This window comes from Sporichthyaceae bacterium (assembly GCA_036493475.1).
In the GTDB taxonomy this organism is placed as follows: Bacteria; Actinomycetota; Actinomycetes; order Sporichthyales; family Sporichthyaceae; genus DASQPJ01.
The window spans coordinates 22,010-47,903 of the sequence record DASXPS010000032.1 but is presented as its reverse complement, the minus strand read 5'-3'; the positions used below and the strand labels follow the sequence as shown (position 1 = coordinate 47,903).

The 25,894-nt window shown below is 70.9% G+C and carries 26 protein-coding genes; 7 read left to right on the top strand and 19 right to left on the bottom strand.

The annotated features are described in order from the left end of the window. The first annotated feature begins 85 nt into the window (after nt 1–85). The gene (locus VGJ14_03970) at nt 86–871 is read left to right on the top strand and encodes an SDR family NAD(P)-dependent oxidoreductase (GenBank protein ID HEY2831557.1); all 786 of its coding nucleotides are present in this window, start codon (nt 86–88) and stop codon (nt 869–871) included. Here VGJ14_03970 and VGJ14_03965 read toward each other — a convergent pair whose 3' ends face one another. Both VGJ14_03965 and VGJ14_03960 read right to left on the bottom strand, forming a co-directional pair. After that, nucleotides 872–1,705: an enoyl-CoA hydratase-related protein gene (locus tag VGJ14_03965; GenBank protein HEY2831556.1), complete on the bottom strand. Its 834-nt coding sequence runs from the start codon at nt 1,703–1,705 to the stop codon at nt 872–874. A gap of 12 nt (nt 1,706–1,717) precedes the next feature. Next, nucleotides 1,718–2,713 (bottom strand): LLM class flavin-dependent oxidoreductase, encoded by a 996-nt coding sequence (locus tag VGJ14_03960; GenBank protein HEY2831555.1) that lies wholly within the window; start codon nt 2,711–2,713, stop codon nt 1,718–1,720. 34 nt (nt 2,714–2,747) lie between these two features. Between VGJ14_03960 and VGJ14_03955 the strand changes: the two genes are divergently transcribed. Further along, the gene (locus tag VGJ14_03955; GenBank protein HEY2831554.1) at nt 2,748–3,494 is read left to right on the top strand and encodes an FCD domain-containing protein; all 747 of its coding nucleotides are present in this window, start codon (nt 2,748–2,750) and stop codon (nt 3,492–3,494) included. A gap of 14 nt (nt 3,495–3,508) precedes the next feature. Here the strand turns inward: VGJ14_03955 and VGJ14_03950 are convergent, their stop codons facing one another. Genes VGJ14_03950 through VGJ14_03895 form a run of 12 tightly spaced genes read right to left on the bottom strand, consistent with a single transcriptional unit; the run spans nt 3,509 to nt 17,022 of the window. Then, on the bottom strand, nt 3,509–5,053 hold the full coding sequence (locus VGJ14_03950) for a class I adenylate-forming enzyme family protein (protein ID HEY2831553.1): 1,545 nt from the start codon (nt 5,051–5,053) through the stop codon (nt 3,509–3,511). Further along, nucleotides 5,050–6,558, bottom strand: coding sequence for an aldehyde dehydrogenase family protein (locus VGJ14_03945; GenBank protein HEY2831552.1), 1,509 nt, complete (start codon nt 6,556–6,558; stop codon nt 5,050–5,052). Before VGJ14_03945 ends, VGJ14_03950 begins: the two co-directional genes overlap by 4 nt. Further along, nucleotides 6,546–7,823: a MaoC family dehydratase N-terminal domain-containing protein gene (locus VGJ14_03940; protein ID HEY2831551.1), complete on the bottom strand. Its 1,278-nt coding sequence runs from the start codon at nt 7,821–7,823 to the stop codon at nt 6,546–6,548. Before VGJ14_03940 ends, VGJ14_03945 begins: the two co-directional genes overlap by 13 nt. A 54-nt stretch (nt 7,824–7,877) precedes the next feature. Continuing rightward, nucleotides 7,878–8,714 (bottom strand): mycofactocin-coupled SDR family oxidoreductase, encoded by an 837-nt coding sequence (locus VGJ14_03935; GenBank protein ID HEY2831550.1) that lies wholly within the window; start codon nt 8,712–8,714, stop codon nt 7,878–7,880. Next, nucleotides 8,711–9,487, bottom strand: a complete 777-nt coding sequence (locus VGJ14_03930; protein ID HEY2831549.1) for an enoyl-CoA hydratase/isomerase family protein — start codon at nt 9,485–9,487, stop codon at nt 8,711–8,713. Before VGJ14_03930 ends, VGJ14_03935 begins: the two co-directional genes overlap by 4 nt. Continuing rightward, nucleotides 9,484–10,692: an acyl-CoA dehydrogenase family protein gene (locus VGJ14_03925; GenBank protein ID HEY2831548.1), complete on the bottom strand. Its 1,209-nt coding sequence runs from the start codon at nt 10,690–10,692 to the stop codon at nt 9,484–9,486. The genes VGJ14_03930 and VGJ14_03925 overlap by 4 nt, the downstream gene beginning before the upstream one ends. After that, complete coding sequence (locus tag VGJ14_03920; protein ID HEY2831547.1) at nt 10,689–12,122, bottom strand: aldehyde dehydrogenase family protein; 1,434 nt, start codon at nt 12,120–12,122, stop codon at nt 10,689–10,691. Before VGJ14_03920 ends, VGJ14_03925 begins: the two co-directional genes overlap by 4 nt. A 2-nt stretch (nt 12,123–12,124) precedes the next feature. Continuing rightward, complete coding sequence (locus tag VGJ14_03915; GenBank protein ID HEY2831546.1) at nt 12,125–13,267, bottom strand: acyl-CoA dehydrogenase family protein; 1,143 nt, start codon at nt 13,265–13,267, stop codon at nt 12,125–12,127. Continuing rightward, entirely contained in the window at nt 13,264–14,460 is a 1,197-nt protein-coding gene (locus VGJ14_03910; protein ID HEY2831545.1) for an acyl-CoA dehydrogenase family protein, read from the bottom strand. The genes VGJ14_03915 and VGJ14_03910 overlap by 4 nt, the downstream gene beginning before the upstream one ends. Beyond that, complete coding sequence (locus VGJ14_03905; protein ID HEY2831544.1) at nt 14,457–15,650, bottom strand: cytochrome P450; 1,194 nt, start codon at nt 15,648–15,650, stop codon at nt 14,457–14,459. The genes VGJ14_03910 and VGJ14_03905 overlap by 4 nt, the downstream gene beginning before the upstream one ends. Continuing rightward, complete coding sequence (locus tag VGJ14_03900; protein ID HEY2831543.1) at nt 15,647–15,877, bottom strand: hypothetical protein; 231 nt, start codon at nt 15,875–15,877, stop codon at nt 15,647–15,649. Before VGJ14_03900 ends, VGJ14_03905 begins: the two co-directional genes overlap by 4 nt. After that, on the bottom strand, nt 15,877–17,022 hold the full coding sequence (locus tag VGJ14_03895; GenBank protein HEY2831542.1) for an amidohydrolase family protein: 1,146 nt from the start codon (nt 17,020–17,022) through the stop codon (nt 15,877–15,879). Before VGJ14_03895 ends, VGJ14_03900 begins: the two co-directional genes overlap by 1 nt. Nucleotides 17,023–17,281: 259 nt before the next feature. On the opposite strand from VGJ14_03895, the gene VGJ14_03890 reads away from it, so the two are divergent. Then, the gene (locus VGJ14_03890) at nt 17,282–17,476 is read left to right on the top strand and encodes a ferredoxin (protein HEY2831541.1); all 195 of its coding nucleotides are present in this window, start codon (nt 17,282–17,284) and stop codon (nt 17,474–17,476) included. A 154-nt stretch (nt 17,477–17,630) separates the two neighbouring features. Here VGJ14_03890 and VGJ14_03885 read toward each other — a convergent pair whose 3' ends face one another. After that, the gene (locus VGJ14_03885; GenBank protein ID HEY2831540.1) at nt 17,631–18,722 is read right to left on the bottom strand and encodes an acyl-CoA dehydrogenase family protein; all 1,092 of its coding nucleotides are present in this window, start codon (nt 18,720–18,722) and stop codon (nt 17,631–17,633) included. A gap of 53 nt (nt 18,723–18,775) precedes the next feature. On the opposite strand from VGJ14_03885, the gene VGJ14_03880 reads away from it, so the two are divergent. The 3 genes from VGJ14_03880 to VGJ14_03870 all read left to right on the top strand — a co-directional run bounded on the left by VGJ14_03880 (nt 18,776) and on the right by VGJ14_03870 (nt 21,247). Next, nucleotides 18,776–19,534: an FCD domain-containing protein gene (locus tag VGJ14_03880; protein HEY2831539.1), complete on the top strand. Its 759-nt coding sequence runs from the start codon at nt 18,776–18,778 to the stop codon at nt 19,532–19,534. Between the two features lie 115 nt (nt 19,535–19,649). Beyond that, on the top strand, nt 19,650–20,063 hold the full coding sequence (locus tag VGJ14_03875) for an OB-fold domain-containing protein (protein ID HEY2831538.1): 414 nt from the start codon (nt 19,650–19,652) through the stop codon (nt 20,061–20,063). Continuing rightward, the gene (locus tag VGJ14_03870) at nt 20,060–21,247 is read left to right on the top strand and encodes a thiolase family protein (protein ID HEY2831537.1); all 1,188 of its coding nucleotides are present in this window, start codon (nt 20,060–20,062) and stop codon (nt 21,245–21,247) included. Before VGJ14_03875 ends, VGJ14_03870 begins: the two co-directional genes overlap by 4 nt. 113 nt (nt 21,248–21,360) lie before the next feature. On the opposite strand, the gene VGJ14_03865 is transcribed toward VGJ14_03870, so the two are convergent. From VGJ14_03865 to VGJ14_03855, 3 genes are read right to left on the bottom strand one after another with little or no spacing between them, the layout of a single operon-like run. Further along, a complete protein-coding gene (locus tag VGJ14_03865; protein ID HEY2831536.1) occupies nt 21,361–22,764 on the bottom strand; it encodes a long-chain fatty acid--CoA ligase in 1,404 nt (467 codons plus the stop codon). A gap of 7 nt (nt 22,765–22,771) precedes the next feature. Further along, nucleotides 22,772–23,080, bottom strand: a complete 309-nt coding sequence (locus VGJ14_03860) for a hypothetical protein (GenBank protein HEY2831535.1) — start codon at nt 23,078–23,080, stop codon at nt 22,772–22,774. Then, the gene (locus tag VGJ14_03855; protein ID HEY2831534.1) at nt 23,077–24,309 is read right to left on the bottom strand and encodes a CoA transferase; all 1,233 of its coding nucleotides are present in this window, start codon (nt 24,307–24,309) and stop codon (nt 23,077–23,079) included. Before VGJ14_03855 ends, VGJ14_03860 begins: the two co-directional genes overlap by 4 nt. 116 nt (nt 24,310–24,425) lie before the next feature. Between VGJ14_03855 and VGJ14_03850 the strand changes: the two genes are divergently transcribed. Beyond that, nucleotides 24,426–25,046, top strand: a complete 621-nt coding sequence (locus VGJ14_03850) for an HAD family phosphatase (GenBank protein HEY2831533.1) — start codon at nt 24,426–24,428, stop codon at nt 25,044–25,046. Here the strand turns inward: VGJ14_03850 and VGJ14_03845 are convergent. After that, a complete protein-coding gene (locus VGJ14_03845; protein HEY2831532.1) occupies nt 24,976–25,884 on the bottom strand; it encodes an enoyl-CoA hydratase/isomerase family protein in 909 nt (302 codons plus the stop codon). The genes VGJ14_03850 and VGJ14_03845 overlap by 71 nt on opposite strands. Nucleotides 25,885–25,894 lie beyond the last annotated feature (10 nt).

Below are 25,894 nucleotides of genomic sequence, written 5' to 3'. Positions count from 1 at the left end.
GAGTCGATACCCTTCCCGCAGCCATAAATCGCTACCTAATATAGCGGTAAGCCGTTGAGGGCCACCACAGTTTGAGGAGGGCGCCGTGCAACTGGCCGGGGCGCACGCGCTGATCACCGGAGCCTCGCACGGGATCGGGGTGGAGATCGCCCGCGAGTTCGGCCGGCGCGGCGCTCGACTCACCGTGCTGGGTCGGGACAAAGAGCGAGTGACCTCGGTGGCGGAGGAACTCGGGGCCCGCCCGGTGGTCGCCGATCTGGCCGATCCGGATCGGCTGCGCAATCTGCTGGCCGAGGTGGAGTCCGGGCTGGGACCGCTGGACGTGCTGGTGAACAACGCCGCGCTCACCGCTGTCTCGCCCGCCCAGGATGCGGTAGCGGGCAACGCCAAGTTGCTGATGGACGTGAACGCGGTCGCGCCGATGGAACTGTGCCGGCAGGCGTTGCCCGGCATGATCGCCCGCCGCCGCGGCCACCTGGTGAACGTGTCCACGCTGGCCGCGGTCAGCGCGGTGCCGGAGTTGGCGCTCTACGGGGCCAGCAAGGCGGCGTTGCACCACTACACCTCGGTGCTGCAGCGCGATCTGAAGGGCACCGGCGTGCGCACCACGCTGGCCACCTTCGGTGAGGTGGCCGGGACGCACATGATGGAGCAGGCCCGGCAGTCGAAGAAGATCGCCGCGGTGTCTGCACGGCTGGCCCGGGTGCTGCCGGTGCTGACGCCTGCGGACGTGGCCCGTCAACTCACCGACGCCGTGGAACGCGACGCGCGCGTGGTAACCATCCCGCGACGCCTGGGCGGCGCGGTGACCATTCGAAATCTGCCGAGCACGCTGCAGGACCTCGTGTTCCTCGGGCTGAATAACCGCTGATTACCGACCGCGCAGGAAATCCGTCGGCCGCTTCTCCGTCAGCGCCGCCAATCCCTCCCGCATGTCGGGGTGTTTCAGGGCCGCGTTCATGTCCTCGACGGAGCGGGTGTAGGCGTCGTCGAACGACCCCCAGGCGTCCACCATCAACTGACGCTTCATCATGCGCAGTGACTCTCCCGAACTGTGCCGGGCCAACTCGTGGGCAAAGGACTGCGCGGCGGGCAGCACCGCGTCGGCGTCGTGTACCTGCTGCACCCAGCCCAGCTCGCGGGCCCGGTCGCCGTCGCAGACCTCGGCGGTGTACAGCAGCTGCGCGGCGTTGATCAGCCCGATCTGGCGGGGTAGCAGCCACCCGATGCCGTACTCCGCGGGCAGGCCGAGCTTGGCGAACGAGGTGGTGATCTGGGCGTCCTTGGCGGCGAATCGGAAGTCGGCGTAGGTGGCGAGCACGAAGCCCGCTCCGGCGCAGGCGCCGTGCAGCACGGCGATGACCGGGGTCGAGATCAGCAACGGCATCAGGTGATTGCGCTGCATGCCGTTGGGCGCGCCGTCGGGGTAAGGCGGCAGTGGCAGCTTCGCCGGTGTGTAGGCGCCGTCGGCCGAGGTGATGGCATCCAACGCGCCCGAGTCGGCGCCGATGCAGAAGTCGCGGCCGGCTCCGGCGAGCACCACCACCCGCACTGTTGGGTCGATGTCCGCATAATGCAGCGCCCAGCGGTACTCCACCGCCGTGCGGCCCGACCAGGCGTTGCGCCGGTCCGGCCGGTTCAGCGTCACGGTGGCCACACCCGCGTTCACCGCGTACGTGAGCTCGGTGAACTCACCCGACTGCATCGCACCTCCTCGTCACGACAACGCCTCCCGCACCGCACGCAGGTCGGCGAGCTGGTCCTCGAGGTCCGGCTTGCGCAGTTCGAGCACCAACTCGTCCACCCCGGCCGCGACGTAGCGTGCAGCCCGCTCGCCGATGCGGGTGGCCGACCCGAAAAGCCCGATGGCGTCGGCGTAGTCGTCGCCCACCGCGGCCTTGGCGGCACGTCGGTCACCGGCCGCCCAGCGCTCGCGGATCCGCTCCACCATCGCGTCCTGCCCCATGGCCCGGGCCGCGGTCGCGTAGAACTCGCCCATGCCGCCGAGGTACAGCGCGGACCAGCCGCGCTCCAGTTCCCACAGCGCACTCAGGTCCGCGCCGATCGCCACCGGACACGTGGGTGCCACCGCGACGGTGCGCCCGTTGCCGGCCAGGCGCTCCCGCAGCGGTCCGGCCGAACCCGCGTCGAAGTCGGGTGAGTACGGGGTCGGCGTCCAGCCGTCGGCCACGTCCGCGGTGAGCCGCTGATTGCGCGGTCCGAGCGCGCCCAGGTACACCGGCACCGGCGGCACCTCATCGGCCAGCGCGGTACGCAACGCACGGCGCTCGCCCAGCGGCACCGAAACGGTGGCCCCGTCGTGCGCCACCTTCTCGCCGGACAGCACCGCCCGCAGCACGGCGATGGTGTCCCGGGTGCGCTCCACCGGCGCGTCGAACGGCACCCCATGCCAGCCCTCGACCACGTTCGGCCCGGACGTGCCCAGCCCCAACCGGAACCGGCCCCCCGACAAGCTCGCCACGGTGGCCGCCGCGGCCGCGGTGGCCGCCGGGGTGCGGGCGAACACCGATGCGACGTGCGTGCCGAGCGGAATGCGACGGGTGCGGGCCGCGCACCAGCCCAGTACCGCGAACGCGTCCACGCCCCACGGCTCGCTGATCCAGAACCCGTCGTAGCCGAAGTCTTCCGCGGCGACCAGCAGCGGTTCCAGGGCGGCGGGTGCCGCGTAGCGAACACGCACGGACACGCGCATGTCAGCACCCCGCCGGGCGGTTACCATCGCCGGCATGACCGATGCGGCGCCCGTGGTGCTCAAGGCGGCCGAGGTCGTCGCGGCGCAGTTGCGCCGGGAGATCGTGCTGGGCACGCGCGCCGAGGGCGAGATGCTGCCGCCCGAGGCGGAGATGACCGCCGAGCTGGAGGTGTCCCGGCCGACCTTGCGTCAGGCGCTGCGCATCCTGGAGACGGAGCGGCTGGTCACCGTGCAGCGCGGCCGGCGCGGCGGCACCCGGGTGAACCGGCCCTCGGCGAAGGTGGCCGGGCGCTACCTGGGCAACGTGCTGATGTTCCACGTCACGTCGCTGGACGACGTACACACCGCGCGGCTGCTGCTGGAGCCGGCGGCGATCAGCGAGCTGGCCCACCGCCCGCCCAACGCCGAGCAGATCGCGGTGCTGCGCGACCTGGTGGCGCAGACCCGACAGGACCTGGATTTCGCGCAGCTGTGCGCCGTCGGCGGCCGGTTCCACACCGAACTGGTCGCGTTGGCGGGCAGCCCCGCGCTGACCCTGTTCCAGGAACTGGTGCAGCAGCTCATCGATGCGCACGCGGCGCGGTTCGAGAACCAGCGGGTGCGCACCCGGGAGCCGTCGCGGTCCAAGGAGTCGCTGGACGCGCACGACCAGGTGGTCACCCTGATCGAAGCCGGCGACTTCGCCGCGGCGGCTCGGGTGTGGCGGGAGCACCTGGAGTTCATCCACAACCGGCTGGCCGCCACCGTGGACACCGCCAGCGTGCTCGACCTGGAGATCTGAGCGTCCGTCAGCTGTCACAGCGTGCTCGCCGCGCCCTTGGCCATCGCCTGCGCGGCGGGCCGGTCCACCTTGCCGTTGGGCACCCGGGGTAGCTGCGTCACCACGAACACCTGCCGCGGCCGCTTGTACGGCGCCAACCGCGGTGCCACCGCGGCCAACACGTCGGCGGGAGTGGCGTCGGCCTCCACCACGGCAACCGGGATCTCGCCGAGTTTGTCGTCGGGCAGCGGCACCACGACCGCCTCGCGCACCCGTGGGTCTTCCTCCAGGGCGGCCTCGACCTCCTCGGGGATGACGTTGAAACCGCCGCAAATGATGGTGTTTTTCAACCGGCCGGTGATGTAGAGGTAACCGTCGGTGTCGAGGTGCCCGAGGTCACCGGTGCGCAGCCAGCCGTCGGCATCCAGCGGGCCGGCGCCGGGCTCCGCGCCGAGGTAGCCGGCCGTGCAGGATCTGCTGCGGGCCTGGATCTCGCCCTGCTCGCCGGGCGCGGCAGCGGAGCCGTCGGCGCAGACGATGCGCAGTTCGACGCCGGGCAGCGCGCGGCCCACCGAGCCCGGCCGGCGGCGGCCGGCCAACACGTCCTTGACGCTCTCCACCGTGATGCCGCCGAACGCCTCCGTCTGCCCGTAGGCCTGCAGCACCGGCACCTTGAACCGCGCCTCGAACTCCTCGCGCAGCGCGGGCGGCAACGGCGCGGTGCCCGACCCGACGTAGCGCACCCGGCCGAGGTCCGCACCGGGTTCCAGGGCGTCGAGCAGAATCCGCAGCATCGTCGGGTTCAACGTCAATGCGTCGATGCCGTGCCGGTCCAGTAGTCGTTTGGTGGTGCGGCCGTCGAACTTGCGCAGCAACACGACGCGCCGCCCGACGTAGAGCGCGAAGATCAGCCGCACCACGCCCGCGGTGTGCGAGAGCGGGTTCGCGATGAGGTTCGGCGGCTTGTCCTCGGCGGCGAGCGGGGTCGGCGTGGTGTCGCTGCGGAACGCGGAAACCGTGGCGCGCACATTGGACCAGGCATTGTCGTGAGTGAGCACCACACCCTTCGGCGCACCGGTCGTCCCCGAGGTGAGCAATACCAGCGCCGGCTGCGACCCCACCCCCTGCCTTGCGTCCGAAGAAGAGGGTCCGGGCACCCCCACTTCTTCGGACGCAACGGGGGTGGTGAGGGGGATGCGGGGGAAGGGGGTGACGGGGACGGCGACCTCGATGCGGCATGGGTCGTCGGGGTCGGCGATGACGGCGCTGACGTCCAGTGCCTCGACCACCCGCGTGACCTCGGCCGCGGGTGCTGCGGGGTGCATGGGGACGACGGCGGCCGCGCGCAGCCACACCGCACACAGCGCGGGCAGAAAGCGTTCGTCGTTTCCAACGCGGACGATCACCCGGTCGCCGGGGGTGACGGTGAGCTGAGTGGCGATGCGAGACGCGGCCGCGGCCAATTGCCCATAGGTCCACGGGCCGTCGTCCTCGACGAACACGAAGCCGGCGTCGGGATTCTCCGCCGCGCGCCAAGCGAGCAGCTTCGCCAGCGAACCGCCGGGGATACGGTCGCTCATCGGGCCGGAAACTTGATCGTCTTGAGTTGGGTGTATTCGTCCAGGCCCTCGGGTCCGTTCTCCCGGCCGAGCCCGGAGCGCTTCATGCCGCCGAACGGCACCGCGGGGTTGGTCCAGCCGGGTCCGCCGTTGAGGTCGACGCTGCCCACCCGCAGTCGGTTGGCCATCGCGAACGCGGCGGCCGTGTCCCGGCCGACAATGTGCCCGCCCAAGCCGTAGGGCGAGTCGTTCGCGACCTCGATGGCCTCGTCGTCGTCGGCCACCTCGATCACCACGGCGACCGGGCCGAAGATCTCCTCGCGGGCCACCGGCCAGGTGTTGTCGACCTCGGCTAACACGGTCGGCAGGTAGTAGGCGCCGCCGAGATGAGCCGGCAGGTTGTCCGGACGGGCGGCGCCGTGCACCACCCTTGCGCCCTGCGCGAGCGCCCCGGCCACATAATCCTCCACCCGGTCCCGGGCCACGGTGCGGATGAGCGGGCCCATGGTGGTGACCGGGTCGCGTGGGTCGCCGACCACGGCCTTGCTCAGCAGCGTCGCCATTCGATCCAGGTATTCGGTGCGCACCGATGGATAAACCAGGTGACGGGTTGTCAGCACACAGCCCTGCCCCGCGTGCGTGGTCACGCCGGCCGCGCCCAGCCGCGCGGCGAGTTCGAGGTCGGCGTCGGCGCGGACGATCAGCGCGGATTTCCCGCCGAGTTCGAGCAACACCTTGGTCAGCCGCGGTGCGGCAGCGGCGAGGATCGCGGCGCCGACCGCATCCGCGCCGGTGAACGAGATCAGGTCCACCCCCGGGTCGCAGGTGAGCGGGACGCCGACCTCCGCGCCACCGGTGACCACGTTCAGCACACCCGGCGGCAGGTCCGCGCGTTGCCACGCCTCGGCGAGCAGCAGCCCCGAGAACGGCGTGTACGGCGAGGGTTTGAGCACCACGGCGTTCCCGGCGGCCAGTGCCGGGCCGAGCTTCATCACGTTCTCCAAGAACGGGAAGTTGTACGGGGTGATCGCGGCAACCACGCCGTACGGCTCGCGGCGCACCACCCAGTTCCCGACCACGCCGGAGCCGTCCGAGCGCGTCGTGACGACCGGCGGGCGTGGGTCGAGTTCGGGGCGCAGCGCGGCGTCCGCCCAGTACGCCAGGTGCTGCAGCGGCAACCCGACCTGCTGACCGCGGGCCAGGGTAACCGGGCAGCCGGTCTCGGCGACAACCACCTCGAGGATGCGGTCGGCCTCGGCGGCAAGGGTGTCCAGCAGTCGGCGCAGCAGCGCACTGCGCCCGGCCGGCGTCTCGCGACCCCACGCCCCGTCCGCGGCCCGACGCGCGGCGGCCACCGCGGACGCGACCTGCGCGGGCGTGGCGTGCGGCACCGCGCCGAGCACCGCACCCGTCGCCGGGTCGAGCACCTGCTCGACGTCCGCGTCCCCGCAAACCCAAGCGCCGTCGACGAACCCCGCGGCCGCACAGGGCAGCGCCGGGGTCGGCGGGGTGCTCAGTTCGCCCACGGGCCGCTGATCGGGGTCGGCATGCCGGGCAGCAAACCATGGTCGGCCGGCGCGGCAGGGAACTCCGGCAGGCCGCGCTCCCGCGAGGGCAGCCGCACCCGGAACGTGCCGTGCGCGGTGCGCTCGTCGAACTGGTTGTGGCAGGCCACGCTGACCCCGACCTCGGGCCAATCCCCCGTGCTGTCCACCTCGGTGATCGATCCGGTGATGCGGGTCAGGTCGCCGAGAGTGTTGAACCCGGTAATCCGGTCGTCGCAGCTGACCAGGATGGCGTCGTCGCCCATCCAGTCGGTGACCGCGTGCGCCATCCAGGCGTTGCGCAGCATGCCGTAGTCGTAGGCGCGCCGCGCCCCCACGGAGCGGGCGAACTCGTCATCCCAGTGCACTCGCATCGCGGAATCCCAGGCCCCGTCGGAGTTCCGCGAGTAGAACCCGCCCATCCGCGAGCGGTTGCGGTGATTGAGCTTGTACGGGTAGATCTCGTGCCGGCCGTTGCCCTGCAGCCAGGCGATGATGTCGCCGATGACCATCGGACCGCGGTAACGCGGCGTCAGTTCCTCGTCCACCACGACGTCCTCGACGTAACGCGGGTCCGCGCCACGGGTGATCTCCGCGACGTAGTGCGCGTCCACCTCGGCCAGTTCGTTCTCGGTGTAGATGTGCTGAGCGGGCGGCTCGGTCTGCGTCTTGTTGCGCTTGGCCGCGGTGTCCCGTTCGGTGTGCACGAAGTTGGCGTCCCAGATCGCGATGAGTTCGCCCGCGTCGTTCCAGTAGACGCGGCGGCGCACCGAGTACGCGGACGTCCCGCCGAACCGGGATTCCTTCTCGTCGATGGAGACGTAGAACCGCCGCACCCACAGCCGGTCGCCCTCGCGCACCGGCGCAAAGTAGCGGATGGCGTCGCCGGCCCAGAACATGTGCACGCCGGACAGCGCGCCCTTGCCGCGGCCCTTGTCCTGCGGGCGGCGGGGAATCTCCGGGGTGAGCCCGGCGCCCTCCAGGAAGCCGGGCGGGGCGATCACCGCACCCCAGCGGCTGCGGGCGGCGTGCTCGGGGTCGGTGTACAGCGGGTTGTCGTCGCCGAAGCCATGCGCGTAGTGGCGGATGCCGTCCCGGCCGGCCTGCTCGTTCCAGGTGGTCCAGCGGTCATAGGGCCAGTCCAGGCCGATCTTCTCCCGGAACCGTTCGATGCCGGCGGCGGTGAGCCGACCGAAGGCCTCCTCGTCCTCGGCCTCGACCGACCCGGGGATTTCCATCGTCGTCATGCGCGCTCCTTCGCCGAAATAAATCGTTCTATATATAGTCGATTTCGCGGCGACTCACCAGCGGACAGCCATGCCCGCGTCGACCGGGAAGCTCACCCCGGTAACCAACCGGGCCTCGTCCGAGCACAGAAAGGCGATCGCGGCGCTGACATCTGCCGGCTCCGCCCACGGCTCGGGCAGCACATTGAGCCGTTGCGCGATGCGCGCGAACTGCTCGGTCGTTGGGTTGTCCTTGCCGGGCAGGAAAAGTTCGTAGGTCGAGTCGTTGTGCACCATGTCGGTGTTCACCGTGGTCGGGTGCACGGTGTTGACCCGGATGCGGTGCGGGCCGAGTTCCAGCGCCAGGCCCTTCATCATGCCGACCAGGCCGTGCTTGGCCGCGCAGTAGTGCACGCAGTTGGCGATACCGCGCAGCCCGGCCGCCGAGCTGGTGAGCACGATCGAGCCACCGTTGCCCCCGGCGATCAAGTGCGGCAGCGCCGCCTTGACGGTGAAGAACACCCCGGTGAGGTTGACGTCGATCATCGTGGTCCACTGATCCGCCGTCAGGTCGACGGCGGGCGCGTACTGCGCGATGCCCGCGTTGGCCAGCACGATGTCCAACCGGCCGAGTTCGCCGACGCCGGTCTCCAGCACCTTCTGCAGCGCGGGCAGGTCCCGCACGTCGGCACGTTCGGCGACGATGCGCCGGTCGGTGGCCTCGACCAATCGCACCGTCTCGGCGAGGTCCTCTCCGGTGGCCATCGGGTAGGGCGCAGTGTCGACGTCGGCGCACAGGTCGACGGCGATGATGTCCGCACCCTCCTTGGCCAGCGTGAGCGCGTGACTGCGACCCTGACCGCGGGCCGCGCCGGTGATGAATGCGACCTTGCCCGCCAACCGTCCGCTCATCGGATCTCCGGTTCCCCGCCCTTGCCGGGCGTGAAATCTGTCTGGGACAACGGATTCGACAACTGCGGGTACACCAGCGGCACCTCGCGGGCAGCGTGCGGAGACATGGACAGCGAGTCCCACACCGCCTTCACCGTGCCCTGGATGGCCAGCGGTGGTTTCTCGGCGAGCCGTTCCGCCAGCACCTGCGCGCGGTTCCACAGCTCCGCCTCACCACCGACGACGATCTCGCTGACCAGGCCGATGGAGTACGCCCGTTCGGCGCCCATGCGTTCGTCGAGGCCGAACAATGCGATGCGCATCGCCTCGCCCAGCGGGATGCGCCGGGCCAGCCCGGCGGGCTCCAGCGCGGAGAGCATGCCGTAAGTGGTGTGCGGGTCGAAGAAGGTGGCGTCGGCCGAGCAGATCACCACGTCGGCCTCGTTGATCCAGTAGAACGCCCCGCCTGCGCACATGCCGTTGACCGCGCAGATCAGCGGCTTCCACACCCGGTTCTGCTTGGCACCGAGGAAGAAGCCGGGGTCATCCGCGCTCCACGGGTTGGGGTGGCGGGTGCGCCCGGCCTTGCGGTCCACGCCGGTGGAGAACGCGCGGCCGCCCGCGGCGCGCAGCACGATGACCCGCACCTCGTCGTCGACCCGGCATCGCTTCCAGATGTCGCAGAACTCATCGAGCATCTGCTGGTTGAAACTGTTGAGCACCTCGGGTCGGTTCAGTGTGATGGTCGCGACGCCCTCGGCGAGGGCGAACAGCACGGTGTTGTACTCGCTCACCGTTTGGTCTCCTTCGGTTCACGGGGCAGCCCCAGCACGCGCTCGGCGAGCATGGTCTTGAGGATTTCCTCGGTGCCGCCGGCGATGCGGTAGCCCATACTGCCCATCAGCCAGCGGTTCCAATTGAACGTGCCCCAGTCCCCGGTGTCCGCGACGAACGCCGGGCCCAGCAGTTGCGCGGCCAGGTCACCGATGCGCTTCTGATTACTCGCCAGCAGTACCTTGTCCATCGCCCGTTCCGCGCCGGACATCGACTCCTCGGGCAGCGCCTGCATGCGTTGCTGTTGGAACCGCGCGACCCGCAGTCGGGTGTGCAGATCGGCCCAGGCGTCGCGCACCACCGGGTCGGCGGCCTGGCCGTTGCGCTGCACGAGGGTGCGCAGCAGTGCCATGGCGCGCGCGTTGGCCTCGTGCGAGCGATCACCGACCGCCCTGCGTTCGCCGGCGAGTGCGGCGGTGGCGACGGCCCAGCCGGCGCCCTCGTCGCCCAGACGCAGCGCGTCGTCGAGCACCACGTCGGTGAGGAAGGTTTCGCAGAAGCTGGCGCCGCCGGTGAGTTGGCGCAACGGCCGGACCTCGACCCCGGGGGTGTTCATCGGCATCAGGAACATGGTCATGCCGCGGTGCTTGGGGGCGTCCGGGTCGGTACGCACCAACGCCAGGCCGAGGTCGGCGAAGGTGGCGTTGGAGGTCCACACCTTCTGTCCGTCGATGCGCCAGGTGTTGCCGTCCCGGACACCGCGGGTGCGCACGCCGGCGAGGTCTGACCCGGCGTCCGGTTCGGAGAACAACTGGCAGCCGATGGTTTCGCCGCGGTGCAGCGGCAGGGCGTGCGCGGCGAGTTGGTCGTCGGTGCCGTTGCTGAGCAGGGCGTGGCTCAGCGTCCCGAGGCCGATGCGCAGCGGGCTCATGTCGGGGATGTCGAACTGCGCCTCGAGCGTGCGGTAGAGCCGGTCGTAGAACACCGGCAGCCCGGCGCCGCCGTGGGCGACAGGTCCGGTGATCCAGCCGAAGCCGCCGGCCCAGCGCTCCCGTTGCCAGGCCAGCGCGGCGTTGGCCTCGGCACGTTCCTGCGCGTCGGTGGTCTCGTGGAACAGCGCGAGACCTTCTTCGCCGTGCCCCCACTCGGTGGACACCGGGCCGCGCCGGGACACCCGAGCGGAGAGGAATTCGACGACCTCGGCCTCGAACTCGTCGGGAGTCATGCGAGACCCACGTGAATGTTCTTGACCTTGAGGAACTCGCGGAGGCCCTGCGGTCCTCCCTCGGTGCCGCGGCCGCTGGCCTTCCAGCCGCCGAACGGTGCGGCGGGCGGCAGCCCCGCCAGGCCATTCACCGACACGTACCCGGCGTCCAGGCGACCGGCCACGCGATGGGCGCGGGCGACGTCGGCGGTCCACACGTATCCGGCCAGCCCGTAGCGGGTGCCGTTGGCGATCTCCACCGCCTCGTCCTCGGAGTCGAACGGCGTGACGGCCAACACAGGGCCGAAGATTTCTTTTTGGGCCAGGGAACTGGCCGGGTCGACGTCGGCGAACACGGTGGGCTGCACGTAGGCCTCGCCCGGTCCGCGCCCCCCACCCGCGACCAGGCGGCCCTCGGCATTTCCCTGCGCCTGCTCGATCACGGCGAGGATGCGGTTGGCCGCCGCGATGTCGACGACCGGGCCCATCCCGGTGGCCCGGTCGTACGGGTCGCCGAGGCGCACGCTGCCCGCGGCGGCCACCGCGGCTTCGAGCACGGCGTCATAGATGCCGCGATGGACCAGCAAGCGGGTGGGCAGGAAGCAGCCCTGGCCGCTGTTCTGCACCGCGCCGAGGAGCACACCCAGCTTGCCGACCCGTGCCGGGTCGGCGTCATCGAAGACCACCGATGCGGACTTGCCGCCCAGTTCCAACACGCACGGAATGAACTGCGTGGCGGCGGCGACGGACACTGCGCGGCCCGCGGTCTCCCCGCCGGTGAAGCTGACCATGTCGACCGAGTCGACCAGAGCGGCGCCGACATCACCGGCACCACCCAGCACGCCGAGCACACCGTCGGGCAGATCGAGCAACTGCGCCAGGCGCACCGCGGCGAACGGCGCGAGCTCGGATGGCTTGAGCACCACGGCGTTGCCCGCCGCGAGCGCCGGCGCGAGCTTGAGCGCCGCGGCGATCACCGGTCCGTTCCACGGGATGATCGCGCCGACCACCCCGTGCGGCGACGGCACGGTGTAGTCGAGTACCTCACCGCCCACCGGGGCAACCGCACCCCCGAGCTTGTCCGCCCAGCCCGCGTAGTGCGCGAACCACTCCGCCGCGTGCAGCACGCCCGCCTTCGCCGCACGCAGCGGCATGCCCATCTCCAGCGTGGTGAGCGCGGCCAGCTCGTCGGCATGCTGACGGATCGTCAGCGCCGCGCCGAACAGTGCGTCCCGGCGGGTGGCGGCGTTGGCCGCCCAGTCCGGTTGCGCCTTGCGCGCGGCCGCGATCGCGTGTTCCACCTGGTCCGGCCCGGCGAGGCGGGACTCGCCGGTGACGCTGCCGTCGCCGGGGTGCACGTAGGTGCGGCTCTGCCCGGTGCCCTCCACGAGGCCACCACCGACCCAACACGTGCTGCCCGGCAGTAGCGCCCGCGCGGCGGTGGCGTCCATCCTCAGATGCCGAGCCGGTCGGCGAGCAGGGCGCGGTGATAGCGCGGGTTGCCGAACAGGATCTCCGTGCTTTTCGCCCGCTTGAAGTACAGGTGCGCGGGGTGCTCCCAGGTGAACCCGATGCCGCCATGGATCTGGATGTTCTCCGCGGTGCAGTGCGTGTAGGCCTCCGAGCAGAACGCCTTCGCCAGGCTGGCCAGCACCCCGACCTCGTCGCTGCCCTCGTCGATGGCCCAACCCACCGCGTAGGCCGCGGAGGTCGCCGACTCCACCGCGAGCAGCATGTCCGCGCACTTGTGCTTGATGGCCTGGAAGGAGCCGATGGGCCGGCCGAACTGCTCGCGCACCTTGGCGTATTCGACGGCCATCTCCAGCACCCGGCGGGCACCGCCGGCCTGCTCGGCGGCCAACGCGGCGGCGGCCAGGTCCAACGTCTGGGACAGCGGGCGCTCGGCGCCGCCGTCCTCGCCGATGAGGCGTGCCCGGGCCCCGTCGAAGGTCAGGCGGGACTGCTTGCGGGTGGCGTCCAGGGTGCCCATCGGCTCGCGGGTGACGCCGCCCGCCGCGGGGTCGACGGCGAACAGCGACGGACCGACCGCGGTGCGCGCCAGCACGAACAACAGGTCGGCGACGTGCCCGTCGGGCACGAATAGTTTCTCCCCGCTCAGTGCGTAGCCGCCGACGACCGCGGTGGCCGCGGTAGTGACGTCGCCGGCGCGCCAGCTGCCCGAGGCCTCGGTGACCGCCAGCGCGGCGATCGTGCCGCCCTCCGCGATGCCCGGCAGGTACTGCGCGCAGGCTGCCTCGTCGCCGGAGAGCAGCACCGCGTTGGCGGCGAGTACCACGCCGGACAGGAACGGCGCGCACAGCAGCGCGCGACCCATCTCCTCCAGCACGATCTGCAGGTCCACGAAGCCGAACCCGGACCCGCCGAACTTCTCCGGCAGCGCCAGGCCCTGCAGGCCGAGCTGACCCGCCATCAGCTGCCAGACCGCGGTGTCATACCCGGTTTCGGTCTCCATCAGCCGACGCACCTCGGTCTCCGGCGACCGCTCGGCGAGGAAGCGGCGCACGGTGGCGCGCAGCGCGTTCTGCTCGTCGCTGAACACGAACATCGCGCTGCTCTCAACGTCGACGGCGCTCATCGTCCTACCTCCCGAAGCCCGAGAACCTTGTCGGCAATGGTGGTGCGTTGGATCTCGGCGGTGCCCGCCCCGATCGTGCTGGCCCGGGTGCGCAGGAAGCCGCGCAGCCAGGCGCCGTCCTGCTTGCCGCCCGCGGCCAGGTGTGCCTCGGACGCGGCCAGCGCGGCGTGCGGGCCGAGCAGGTCGGTGGCCAGTTCGTGCAGCCCCTGCTCGAACAGAGCGTGCTGCAGCCGGATCACCGAGGCCAACGGCCCGGGCTCGCCACCCTCCAACACCCGGCCGAGCACCCGCTGCCCGCTCCACTCCAACAGCCGGGCATCGGTCACCGCACGGGCCAGGGCATCGCGGTCGTAAGGGTCGTCCGTGCGGCCGCGGCGTTGCGCGAGCTCCAACAGGTCACCGGTCACCCGGCGATAGCGCATGCCGGCCGAGGCCAGCGAGGTGGACCGTTCGTGGCCCAACGTGGCGCGGGCAACCGCCCAACCGGCGTTCTCATCACCGACCCGGTACGCAACGGGTACCCGCACGTCGTCGAGTTCCACCTCGGCGAAGTGCGCGCCGCCGGTCATGTCCCGCAGCGGGCGAGCGTTGACGCCGGGCGCGTGCATGTCCAGTGCCAGCGCGGTGATGCCCGCCGCCCCGGAACCGGCCGGTCCGGTGCGGGCCAGACACAGCATCCAGTCCGCGAACTGCGCACCGGAGGTCCACACCTTGCGTCCGGTTACCCGGTAAACGTCGCCGTCGAGCACAGCTCTGGTTCGCAGTGACGCCAGGTCAGATCCCGCGTCGGGTTCGGAGAATCCCTGGCACCACAGCTCGTCGGTGCGGATCAGTGGCCGCAGGAAGCGTTCCAGTTGCGCCTCGGTGCCGTAGGCGAGCAGCGAGGGCCCGACGATGTAGCCGATGCGGGACGGCGCCACCGGGGTCCGGGCCAGCGCCATCTCCCGGTGGTGCACGGCCTGCAGCCGCAGCGGCAGCCCCATGCCGCCCCAGCGCCGCGGCCAGCCGGGCGCGGCCCAGCCATGATCGAATAGCGTGGCCTGCCAAGTGCGCTGGAACGCGAGGCGTTCCGCGGCCGCCGTCGGGACTGTGGCCGGCGGGGTGCGGCCAGGGTGGTGCTCGGCGAGGAACACGCGCAGTTCGGCGGCGAGCTCGTCCGCGGACAGACCGTTGCGGTCCGGGCGATCGGTCATGCCGACCACACCAGGGGCAGGCGGTCGATGCCCATGGCACCGCCCGCGTGAATGGAGAGCTCAGCGCCCTCAGCAATCGCGTAGTCCGGGATGCGGGCGTGCCATTGCGCGAGCGCGGTACCGATCTCGTCACGCGCCAAATGCGACCCCGCGCAGCGGTGCGGCCCGGCCCCGAAAGCCAGATGCCGGTTGGCGGTACGGTTGAAGCGCACCTGCGCCTCGTCCGGGAACTCCTCGGGATCCTGCGCGGCCAACACCGTGGACAGCAGGATCCGTTCGCCCTTGCGCATCGACACCCCCGCGAACTCCAGGTCTCGGGTGACGGTGCGGGCGGGGTTGATGAACGAGTGCACCCGCAGCAGTTCCTCCACCGCGCCGGGCAGGATCGCCGGGTCGGCGACGAGCTGCCGCCGGTGGTCGGAATTCTGCGCGAGGAAGTGGAAGCACCAGGTCAATGCCGCGGTGACGGTGTCCAACCCGGCCACAAACAGCAGGAAACAGATGTTCTGCACCTCGTCGTCGCAGATCGGCCGGCCGTCGATCTCGCCGCCGAGCAGCGCGGAGACCACGTCGTCACGCGGGGCCGCGCGCCGGGCGGCGATCAGTTCGCGCAGGTAGTCGTTGATCTCGATACCGGCCTCGCGGCGGACCTCGGGCTGGTCCTGACTGTGCAGCAGTTTGGCGTTCCACTGCACAAAACGCGGCGCCTCGGCGGCCGGCAGACCGAGGATGTTGGTGAAGATCCGGGTGGGGAACGGCTCGGCGAACTCAGTTACGAACTCCGCGCGCCCGCGGTCGGAAAACCCGTCGATGAGACCGACGCAGGTGTCGGAGATCGCCGCGGTACGGACGGTCACCGCCTTCGGCGCGAACAACGGCGCGATCACCCGTCGGTAGGCGGTGTGCTCCGGCGGATCGAGCTCCAACGGGGCCAACTTCTCCTTGCGGGCGACATGCGCCGGGATGCCGGTGGCGACCGAGGAGAACAACTCGGGCTGCTGCAGCGCGGCGCGGATGTCCTCGGCGCGGGTGAGGATCCAGTAGCCGCCGTGGTGTGGGCTCCACAGCACGTGCTGGTCGCGCAGGGTGCGGAACGCGGCGAACGGGTCGGCGAGAAAGTCCGCGCCGAACACGTGGTCGACGTCCCGGACCAACTCGGCCGGCACGTGATCGGGAGGCGCGGCGGTCACGTCTGCTCCCCATAGAGCGGGCGGCTTGCGCCGCGGGCGGCGCGCTCCTTGGCCTTCGCCAACAGCCCGAGGCGATGTTGGGCGGCCGAGCGCTCAGGACCGTCGGGCAGCCCGGTCAGTTCCTCGGTGGTGGCGGCGATTTCCGCGGTGAGACGTTCGGTGGCCTCCTCGACGGTGAGCAGGTCGAGGTCGGACCAATCGGAGGCGTTCTCCGCCGGCCGCGGCATCAGATGGCCCGCGGGAAGTTGAACAGCTCGCGACTGTTCCACTCGACCATCCGGTGCACCTCGTCGTCCGGGATCTCGGCAAACACCTCGATCGCCCGCTTGCGGCTGTTCGGCCAGTTGGAGTCCGAGTGCGGGTAGTCGCATTCCCAGGTGATGTGGTCGATGCCGATCTCGTAACGGCTGTTCAGCCCGTGCACGTCGTCGATGAAGCAGCCCCAGATATGCCGGCGGAACAGCTCCGAGGGTGGCACATCCTGGTTCACGTTCTGGTACCAGCGGTGCCGGTCCCACACGTAGTCCGCGCGCTCGAGCAGGTAAGGCACCCACCCGATGCCGCCCTCGGCGAGGGAAACCTTGAGGTTCGGGAACTTGTGGAAGACGGGCGAAAAGATCAGGTCGGCGGCAGCGAACATGGAATTGCAGCCGAAGAGAGTGATCGTCACCGCGAACGGGGCGTCCGGCGCGGTGGTGGGCGCCTGGCCGGAGGTGCCGAAGTGCATCGACAGCGGCAGGTTCGCCTCCTGCGCGGCAGCGAACACTGGGTCCCAGTGGTCGGTATGGAACGACGGCAGGCCCAGCGGCACCGGGTTCTCGGTGAACGAGATCGCCTTGACGCCCTTGGCCGCGGTGCGCTGGATCTCCGCGACGCAGGCCGCCACGTCCCACAGCGGCAGGATCGCGATGGGAATGAAGCGCCCCGCTGCGGCCGCGCACCACTCGTCGATCATGAAGTCGTTCCAGGCCTGCACGCAGAGCAGCGCCAGCTTGAAGTCCTCGGCCTGCAGGAACACCGTGCCCGCGAAACGCGGGAACGACGGGAAGCAGATCGCGGCCTGCACGCCGTCGAGGTCCATGTCGATGATCCGGGCCTCGGGCTCGTAGCAGCCAGGGATCATGTCGGAGTAGCGCATCGGCTCGGTGCCGAACTCCTCCGGAGGGCGTCCCGCCACCGCGTTCAGCCCGATCTGCGGGTAGCGCCGGCCCTCGTAGACCCACACGTCGGTGGCGCCCTGCGGCCCGCCCTCGCGCACGATGCGCGGGCCCGCGTCGCGCAGCGCGGCGGGCAGACGGTCCTGCCAGACGTGCGGGGGCTCGACCAGATGATCGTCGACCGAGATCAGCTGCATGTCGTCCCGCAGCGGCATTCGGCTCACCTCGTGATTGCTCCGGGCGCTTTGGTCGCTTTATCTTATAACGAATTCTTTCTACGGCAAGACGGGAGCGGCCGGTGAACGACCCCGGGTGGCGGCGTCGCTGGGCGCCGGCGTCCCGTTCCCCAAGCGCCCGGGCGACCCGCCGAGTTCGCCTCCCTGGCGTTGGAGATGCTCACCAACTCGTACTTCAACGGCGAGACCGTCCGCCTCGACGGCGTGATCCGGATGGCCCCGAAGTGAGGAGCTTGTCGTGCGTGTGAAGGTCAACCGGGCGGTCTGCCAGGGCAACGCCCGCTGCTTCGCCACGGCGCCGGAGGTGTACACCCTCGACGACGACGGCTACAACGTCGGCGGCGAGTTCGAGATCCCCGAGGAGCTTGCCGAGGCCGCGTTTCGCGGTGCCGGCGAGTGCCCGGAGCGCGCCATCACGGTGTTCTTCGACTGACGCACGAGGGCGCCGCTCGGTTGCTCATTCATGATCTGAGCGCGCTCTGTCATACCCGAGGCGTCACAGAACCTGGACAAACCGGGCGCGGAAATGACGCCCTGCGTATGACAGTCACCGCTGCGCTCATGAATGAGCAAGCCGGAAGCGCGCCTCAGGCGCGGGGCAGGCCGAGGACGCGTTCGGCGACGAGGTCCTTGAGCACCTCGGTAGTGCCCGCGGCAATCGTCGAGCAGCGGGTGAACAGCCAGCGGTAGGCGAGGTCCTCGCGCAGGCCGGTGACGGCGGGCAGGCCGCCGAGGTCGAGTGCGGTCTCGGCCAGGGCGCGGTCGGTGATGCCCCAGGACAGCTTGATCAGCGTCTGCAGGCCGGACGTCTCCTCCCCCGCCTCACCGCGGGCCAACGTCGCCCGACCCAGCTGACCGAGCACTCGTGCGTCGACGTAGCGGCGCACCAGTTCGTCGCGGTCCAACGGGGCCGGATCGCCGCTGCCGGCGGCAATCCGGCGCGCTCGGTCCGCCAGCGCCGCAGCCCGGGTCAGCACGCCGGTGCGTTCGTGTACCAGGGTGCGCACGGTGACGCCCCAACCGCCGTGCAACGGTCCCATCAGCGCCGAACGCGGCACCCGCACGTCGGTGAAGAACACCTCGGCGAACTCCGAGTCACCGGAGATCATCCGGATCGGCCGTCGCTCGATGCCGGCGGTGTCCATCGGCACCAGCAGCACGGAAATGCCCTTGTGCTTGGGCGCATTCGGGTCGGTGCGGGCGAGCAGCATGCAGTGGGTGGCCCACATGCCGTGCGAGGTCCACACCTTCTGACCGTCGATCACGAAGTCATCGTCGTCGAGCCGGGCTCGGGTGCGCAGCCCGGCCAGGTCGCTGCCCGCATCCGGCTCACTGAATCCCTGGCACCAGATCTCGCTGCCGTCCAGGATCCGCGGCAGGCTCGCGCGCTGCTCCGGGGTACCGAACTCCATCAGCGCCGGGCCGACGTTGGCCAGGCCGAGAATGCCCGCGGGCAGCGGCACGTCGGCGGCGGAGAACTCGCGGTCGCAGGCAATCCGGTCGCCGACGCCGAGGCCGCGCCCACCGTGCTCGACCGGCCAGCCGGGCGCGGCCCAGCCGACCGAGGCCAGCCATCGCTGGGCCTCCAAGGCCTCCTCGAACGAGGCGTCGGACCCGCGGCGCAGCTGCGCCGGCAGGGTCGTCAACGTGGCGCGCAGGTCCTCAGCGGGGGTCGACACGGAAATAGCCTAATCCTGTTACGATTTATTTCGCCAATCACCGAGGAGCGGCCGTGGCGACCCCCAAGCTCGAGGCAATCCGGCTGCCCAAGGCCGCGGAGATCGTCGCCCGCACGCTGCGCCGCAAGATCGTCACCGGGGAACTCGAGGCCGACGACCCGCTGCCGCCCGAGGACCAGTTGATGGCCGAGATGAGGGTCGCGCGCACCACGGTGCGGGAGGCGCTGCGCATCCTGGAGTCCGAGGGGCTGTTGGTGGTGCGCCGCGGCGCGGGCGGCGGGGCACGCATCCGGACCCCGGCGGTGCCGATGGTGTCCCGCTACATCGGGCTGCTGCTGCAGTACGAGGGTGCGACGCTCGCCGACGTGCATCACGCGCGGGTCATGCTCGAGGCGCCGGCCGCCGGTCTGCTCGCCGAGCGCGGCACCCCGGAGATCGTCGCGGTGTTGCGCGGCGCGCTGGCCGAGGAGGCCGCGGCGATGGACGACCCGGCGCAGGCCAGCCGCGCGCACGGGCGTTTCCACCACTTGGTGGTGCAGCTCACCGGGTGCATGACCTACGACGTGCTCACCTCGGTAACCAACCGGATCATCCAGGTGCAGGCCGACCGCTTCCTCGCCGCGCACGGCACCGAGGCCAGCACCCGTGAGGGCCTGGAGGTCGCGCACCGCGCGCACCGCAAGCTCATCGACCTGATCGCCGCGCGGGACGTGGCCGGTGCCGAATCGCTGTGGCGCCGTCACCTGGAGGCAGGCGACGCGCACCTGCTCTCCGCACCCGGCGCGCGGTCCGTGCTCGACCTGATGGACTGAGCATGACGCAGGCTCGGACCGGCCGAGTATCGGGCAAGGTCGCGCTGATCACCGGCGGCGCCCAGCTGCGCATCGACGCCGGTGGGTACCTCAACGTCGCGGACTTCCGACCCTGATGCAGGATCCACTGCTGCACCGACCGGCCCCCTCGGACGACCCGCTGGGCCGGTTCTTCTGGCAGTCCGGTGCCGATGGCGTGCTGCGCTTCCTGCGCTGCGGCGACTGCGGGTACTGGCTGCATCCGCCGTCCTCCCGCTGCCCACAGTGCCTGTCGGCGAACGTCGCGCCGCAGCCGGTGTCCGGGCGCGCGACCGTGCACACGTTCACCATCAACGTGCAGCCGTGGACGCCGGGCCAGGAGCCCTACGTCTACGCGATCGTGGAGTTCCCCGAGCAAGACGGCCTGCGGCTGACCACGAACGTCGTCGGCTGCCCGATCGACGAGGTGCGTATCGGCCAGCAGGTCCGGGTCGCCTTCGTTGACCGCAATGACGCCTACTACCCGGTGTTCGTCCCGGAGGCGACGTGAGCGACAAGTTCGAACACGACGCGGTGATCAGCGGCGTCGCGCGCTCCGCGATCGGCCGCCGGCTGGGACGCTCCGCCCTGGACCTCACCGTGGACGCCGCGGGCGCTGCGATCGCCGACGCCGGGTTGGCCCGGGGCGACATCGACGGCATCTGCACCTACCCGGGCGGCTCGGCCGATGTCACCTTCGGCTACGCGGGCCCACCGCCGCAGGAGGTACAGGACGCGCTGCGACTGAATCTGACGTGGTTTCAGGGCAGTGCGGAGCTTCCCGGCCAACTCGGGGCGGTGGTGGCCGCGGCGATGGCGGTGTCCACCGGCCTGTGCCGACACGTGCTGGTGTACCGGACGGTGACCGAGTCCTCTGCCCAGGGCAGCGGCGGACGCGCTGCGGTGCTGGGGTCGGAACGCGCCCACAGCTACGGCGTGTGGAGCGCGCCGTTCGGTGGCACTTCGCCGGTGAACTGGCTGGCCCCGGTGGCGATGCGACACATGCACGAGTTCGGCACCACCCGCGAGCAACTCGGCCAGCTGCCAGTGACCTTCCGCCGGCACGCCGCGCTGGACCCCGAGGCAGCAGTGTTCACCGCCCCGCTGAGCCTCGAGGCATACCTGGCCGCGCGGATGATCTCCACCCCGCTGTGCCTCCTGGACTGCGATGTGCCGGTGGACGGCTGCACCGCACTGATCGTGTCCACCGCCGCGCATGCACCGAACACCCCGAACGGAGCGGTGCGCATCGAGGCGGTGGGCACCGCGGCACGGGGTCGGTTGTCCTGGGACCAGTACGCAGATCTGACCTCGATGGCCGCGCAGGGTGCGTCCGACCACCTGTGGAGCCGCACCGACCTGCGCCCCACCGACGTGGATGTGGCCCAGCTCTACGACGGGTTCTCCATTCTGGCGCTGGTCTGGCTGGAGGCGTTGGGTTTCTGCGGCCACGGCGAGGCCGGCCCGTTCCTGGAGGGCGGCGCGAACATCGCACTGGACGGACGGCTCCCGCTGAACACCAACGGCGGGCAGCTCTCCGGCGGACGGTTGCACGGTTACGGGCTGATCCAGGAGGCCATCGCCCAGCTGCGGCACGCCGCCGGCGCGCGTCAGGTGCGCGACGCCGAGGTGGCCCTGGTGAGCAACGGGGGCGGCCCCATCGCCGGCGCCCTGCTGCTCACCCGCGACCGCTGATCGGTCAGTTGAGGCTTGCTGCGTTGCGTCGTTCCCCGTCGCACAACAGCGCGACGGTGTAGCCGAGTTGGAGCTTGTCCCCGTACGCGACAGAAAGCGTTACCGCGGGAACGTCAGTGGGCGGTGACGAGGTCGGAAACGACGTCGCGGCGGAGCAGCTTGCCGGTCGGGGTGCGCGGCAGCTGAGCGCGGAACACGATGCGGTCGGGGGTCTTGGACGAACGCAGGGCGGCGCGGACGTGGGCGCGGAGGTCCTCGGGGTCCGGGGTCGGACCGGGGGTGCAGACGACGACGGCCTCCAGTCGCTGGCCCCACTCCTCGTCGGGGACACCGACCACTGCGGCGTCGACGACGTCGGGATGCCGCAGCAGCACGTCCTCGATCTCCGCCGGGGCGATGTTCTCCCCGCCGCGGATGATGGTGTCGTCGACGCGCCCGGTGACGAACAGAAAGCCCGCGTCGTCCAGGCGGCCGGAGTCGCGGGTGTCGAAGAAGCCGCGGGCGTCCACCGCGGGGCCGGCGCCGGCGTACTCCCCGGACACCTGCTCACCACGGATCCAGATGCGGCCGTGACGGATCTCCACCTCGACGCCGGGCACGGGGCGGCCCGCCGAGTGCAGCCGGGCGCGCACCTCGGGATCGTCCGAGGACAGCGCGGCGCGATGGTCGTCCGGGCCGAGCACCGACACCGTCGACGAGGTCTCGGTCAGACCGTAGGCGTTCACGAAGCCGACGTGTGGCCACTGGCGTAGCGCGGCCTCGATGACCCGCGGCGGCATGGCCGCACCGCCGTAGGCCAAGGTGCGCAGCGACGGCACGCAACGGTCGCCGTGGACGGCCATGATGCGGGCCAGCATGGTCGGCACCACCATCGCGTTGGTGACGCCCTCCGCGCGCACGGTGGCCAGCCACTCCACCGGCTCGAACGCGGGCAACGACACCACCCGGCGGCCCGCGAACAGATTGCTGAGCACGTTGGAGACCCCGGCGATGTGGTACGGCGGGACACTCATCAACGCCGCCTCGTCGGCATCGGCGGCGGCGAACTCCACCGTGCCGAACACGTAGGAGACCAGATTCGCGTGGCGCAGCAGCACGCCCTTGGGCGCCGAGGTGGTCCCGGAGGTGTAGATGACCACCGCGGGCGCGTCGGTGTCCGCGGGCGCATCGACCGGGTCCGCGCTCGCCGCATGGACAAGGAACTTCTCCGAGGTGTCGTCCGCGATCACCAACGCCCGCGGGTGCCGGCCCAGCAGGTCGGCCAGCTGCTGGGCGCCGAGCCGGTAGTTGATGGGCACCAGCGGCACCCCGGCATACGCCGCGGCGAACAGCGCCACCGGGAACGCCGGGCCGCTCACCGCCAGGTACACGATCGCGTCGGCGTCCGCGGCCAGACGGGCGCCCCCGCGGGCCAATCGCTGCAGCTGAGTAGGCGTCAGACCACCGGCGCGTGGTCCGACCACCACCCGGTCGCCGAAGCCGTCGACGGCCATGTCGAGCAGCATGCTCAGGTGCACGGCGACCTCAGTCCGACGCGGGCAGGGCCTGCGCGGCCTTGATGGTCAGAGGCTCGCCGTTCACCGCGAGGGTGCCGGTGCCCGCCTTGGTGCACAGCAGTTCCACGCCACCGGAGGCATCCACATAACGCTTGCCGAGTTGCGAACCCGCCGCGTGCGCCGGGTCGGGGGTACCACTGCCCGTCGCCGGATCCTTGGCGTCCACCATCGCCGCGCCACCGCAGGTCAGCTCCAGATCGACATCCGGCCAGCGCACCACGACCACCGTGGTGGCATCCACTGCGCTGGCCAATGTCTGGCCGATGCCCGCCTTCACGTGGCCGCTCCGACGATCTTCAACGTGATCAGCTCCTCGTCGGACAGCCCGAGCTCGCGCAGCACCTCGTCGGTGTGCTCGGCGAACTGCGGGGCGCGGGTCAAGCTCGGCGCGGTCTCGTCGAACTGCACCGGGTTGGTGACCAGCTCGCGGGTGACGCCCTCGGCGTCAACCACCGCACCGATGCCGCCGTTGGCGCGCAGCGAGGAGTCCTGCGCGACCTCCCAGGAGTTCTGCACCACCGCCCACTGCCCCGCAACCTTGCCCAGGATGTCAATCCACTCGGCCAACGGGCGCGACGCGAGGAGCTCCGCGACCAACTCGGCAGCCGCCCCGGCATTGGCCATCAGCCCAGCGGTATCGGCGAACCGCGCATCCGCGGCCAGCTCCGGCCGCCCCACCGCCGCGCAGAACTCCGGCCAGTACCGACCCGGCTGAAGCATCGTCAGTTCCAACCACCGGTCATCGGCGGTGCGATAGGAACCGGACAGCGGGTTGGCCGCCGACCCGTTCTTGGGCCGGTTGTTCTGCGGCAACGGGCCGCCGTTCATCAGCGCCAAGTTGACGGTGAACTGCGTGGTCCACGCGCCCACACCGAGCAGCGACACGTCGACCACCGACGTCTCCCCCGTCATCGCCCGCTTGAACAACGCGGCGGCGATGCCGCCCGCGATGGTCATGCCGCCGGTGCAGTCCCCATAAGCGCCCGACGGCATGCGCACCAGCTGTTCCGCGCCGGGTGCCGTCGCGCCGGCCGCAGACCCGCCGCGGGCCCAGAACGCGGTGCTGTCGTAGCCGCCCTTGTCCGCCTCCGGCCCGCGTTGGCCAAAACCGCTGCCGCGCACATAGACGATGTCCGGGTTGAGCGCGCGCACGTCGGCAAGGTCGATGCCGAGCTTGGCCCGCGCCGCGGGCAGGTAGTTGGTGAGGAACACGTCGCTGCGCCGAATGAGCTCGGAAAGCACCGGCCGCGACGCGGGGTTGTCCAGCGCCAGACCGATGCTGCGCTTGCCACGGTTCGGACCCTCCATCACCGGGAAGAACGACGATCCCTGGCTGTACAGGTCATGCCCGAGCAGTTTCACGATGCCGCGCTGCGCGTCGCCGCGTTCGGCGTGCTCGACCTTGACGACCTGCGCGCCCCAGTCGGCCAGCACCGCGCCGGCCGCGGGCACGAAGGTGTACTGCGCGACCTCCAGCACGCGCACGCCCGCCATCGGACCCGCCACGGACGACCTCCCTGTCTTGAAGTCGCTAAATACTGTAACGAATTATTTGCCGTAGCGCGAGCGGGTGCACCATCGACGTCCTGGCGAAAGGCAATAAATCGTTCTATGTTTTGGCGGTGACGGTAACCGCGGTGGCGTTCGACTTCGGTGGGGTGCTGACCTACACCTCGTTCGGCGGGTTGGCCACCTACGGCGACGAGCTCGGGCTGCCCGCGGCGGCCCTGGTCGGCTACTTCCGCGACGACCCGGAGATGGCGCGGCTGGAGATCGGCGAGATCAGCTCGCGGGAGTTCTTCAAGTACGTGTGCACCGACGCCGAGCGGCGGCACGGCCAACGCATCGACATCCGCCGCTTGGCGCTGGCCGCGGGCGAGGGCGAGCGGCTCGACCCGCTCATGCTCGACCTCGTCGAAGAGGTGCGGAAGTCCTGCCCGGTGGCGCTGGTCACCAACAACGTGGCCGACGCCGGGTGGCGGGAGACGTTCCGCTTCGAGCTGTTCGACGTGGTGCTGGACTCCAGCGAGGTCGGCGTGCGCAAGCCCGACCCGCGCATCTATCTCGCGCTGTGCGAGCGGCTCGGCAAGGACCCCGCCGAGGTCGCCTTCGTCGACGACCTACCGCGCAACACCGACGCCGCCGCCGCGTTGGGCCTGCACCCGATCCTGTTCACCGACCGGGAATCCTGCCGGGCCGAGCTGGTCCGCACGGGCGTGCTCGATGTGCTAAGTCCGGGCTGATCTCGTCGACGAGACCCCACGCCAGCGCGGTCTGGACGTCGAGGTCGACCCCGCTCAGCGCGAGATAGAGCGTGCGGGGCACCCCGATGCGTCGCGGAATGCTGACCGTGCCGCCCGCGCCGGGGATCAGCCCCATACCGATCTCGGGCAGCCGGAAGGTCGTGCCCGGCGCGGCAAGGACCCGCCCGGCGAACGCGGCGAGCTCGATGCCCGCGCCGATGCACGGCCCGTGCAGCCGCACCTCGGTGCGCTCGGCCAGCGCGTGCAGCGGTCGGGCGGCGCCGTGCCGGGTCCGGATGAGGTGCGCCGTCTCCAGGTCCGGCGCGGTGCCGAACTCGGCCAGGTCGCCGCCGGCACAGAAGCACGGGCCGGCGCCGTCGAGCACCACCCGCACGTCGGGGTCGTGCAGTGCCACGTCGAGCGCAGCGACCAGGGCGTCGCGCAGTTGCGCGCCGTAGGCATTGCGGCGTTCGGGCCGGTTGAGCGTGACGTACAGAACGTCACGGTCGCGGCGCAGCAGCACCGGGTCATCGACCAGCGGGGGCAGTGGGCGGGGGCCGCGGTTGTCCAGCCAACGCGCGAATTCGGGCCCGGCCAACAGAGCCGAGTAGGCCCGCGACTCGAGCTCGAGCGCGGCCTCGACGTCGAGGGCCAGGGTCTGGTCCAGCACGTCCACCACGGCGGCGACGGCGCCGGGGTGGACCCGGTTCACCTCATCGAGGTGCCGCGCGACGTGCCGCAGGTGGTCAACGCCGATCTCGTCGGGCGAGCTCTCCGCACCCCGCGGGACGAACGCCATCGCGAGCTTGCCCACCATCACGGCCTGCCGAGCGCTCACGGGCGCCGAG

Bases quoted from the DNA above. Each gene is read 5' to 3' on its own strand.
- VGJ14_03965 (HEY2831556.1), bottom strand. From the start codon at position 1,705: ATGCAGTCGGGTGAGTTCACCGAGCTCACGTACGCGGTGAACGCGGGT.
- VGJ14_03960 (HEY2831555.1), bottom strand. From the start codon at position 2,713: ATGCGCGTGTCCGTGCGTGTTCGCTACGCGGCACCCGCCGCCCTGGAA.
- VGJ14_03955 (HEY2831554.1), top strand. From the start codon at position 2,748: ATGACCGATGCGGCGCCCGTGGTGCTCAAGGCGGCCGAGGTCGTCGCG.
- VGJ14_03950 (HEY2831553.1), bottom strand. From the start codon at position 5,053: ATGAGCGACCGTATCCCCGGCGGTTCGCTGGCGAAGCTGCTCGCTTGG.
- VGJ14_03940 (HEY2831551.1), bottom strand. From the start codon at position 7,823: ATGACGACGATGGAAATCCCCGGGTCGGTCGAGGCCGAGGACGAGGAG.
- VGJ14_03935 (HEY2831550.1), bottom strand. From the start codon at position 8,714: ATGAGCGGACGGTTGGCGGGCAAGGTCGCATTCATCACCGGCGCGGCC.
- VGJ14_03925 (HEY2831548.1), bottom strand. From the start codon at position 10,692: ATGACTCCCGACGAGTTCGAGGCCGAGGTCGTCGAATTCCTCTCCGCT.
- VGJ14_03920 (HEY2831547.1), bottom strand. From the start codon at position 12,122: ATGGACGCCACCGCCGCGCGGGCGCTACTGCCGGGCAGCACGTGTTGG.
- VGJ14_03915 (HEY2831546.1), bottom strand. From the start codon at position 13,267: ATGAGCGCCGTCGACGTTGAGAGCAGCGCGATGTTCGTGTTCAGCGAC.
- VGJ14_03910 (HEY2831545.1), bottom strand. From the start codon at position 14,460: ATGACCGATCGCCCGGACCGCAACGGTCTGTCCGCGGACGAGCTCGCC.
- VGJ14_03900 (HEY2831543.1), bottom strand. From the start codon at position 15,877: ATGCCGCGGCCGGCGGAGAACGCCTCCGATTGGTCCGACCTCGACCTG.
- VGJ14_03895 (HEY2831542.1), bottom strand. From the start codon at position 17,022: ATGCCGCTGCGGGACGACATGCAGCTGATCTCGGTCGACGATCATCTG.
- VGJ14_03875 (HEY2831538.1), top strand. From the start codon at position 19,650: ATGCAGGATCCACTGCTGCACCGACCGGCCCCCTCGGACGACCCGCTG.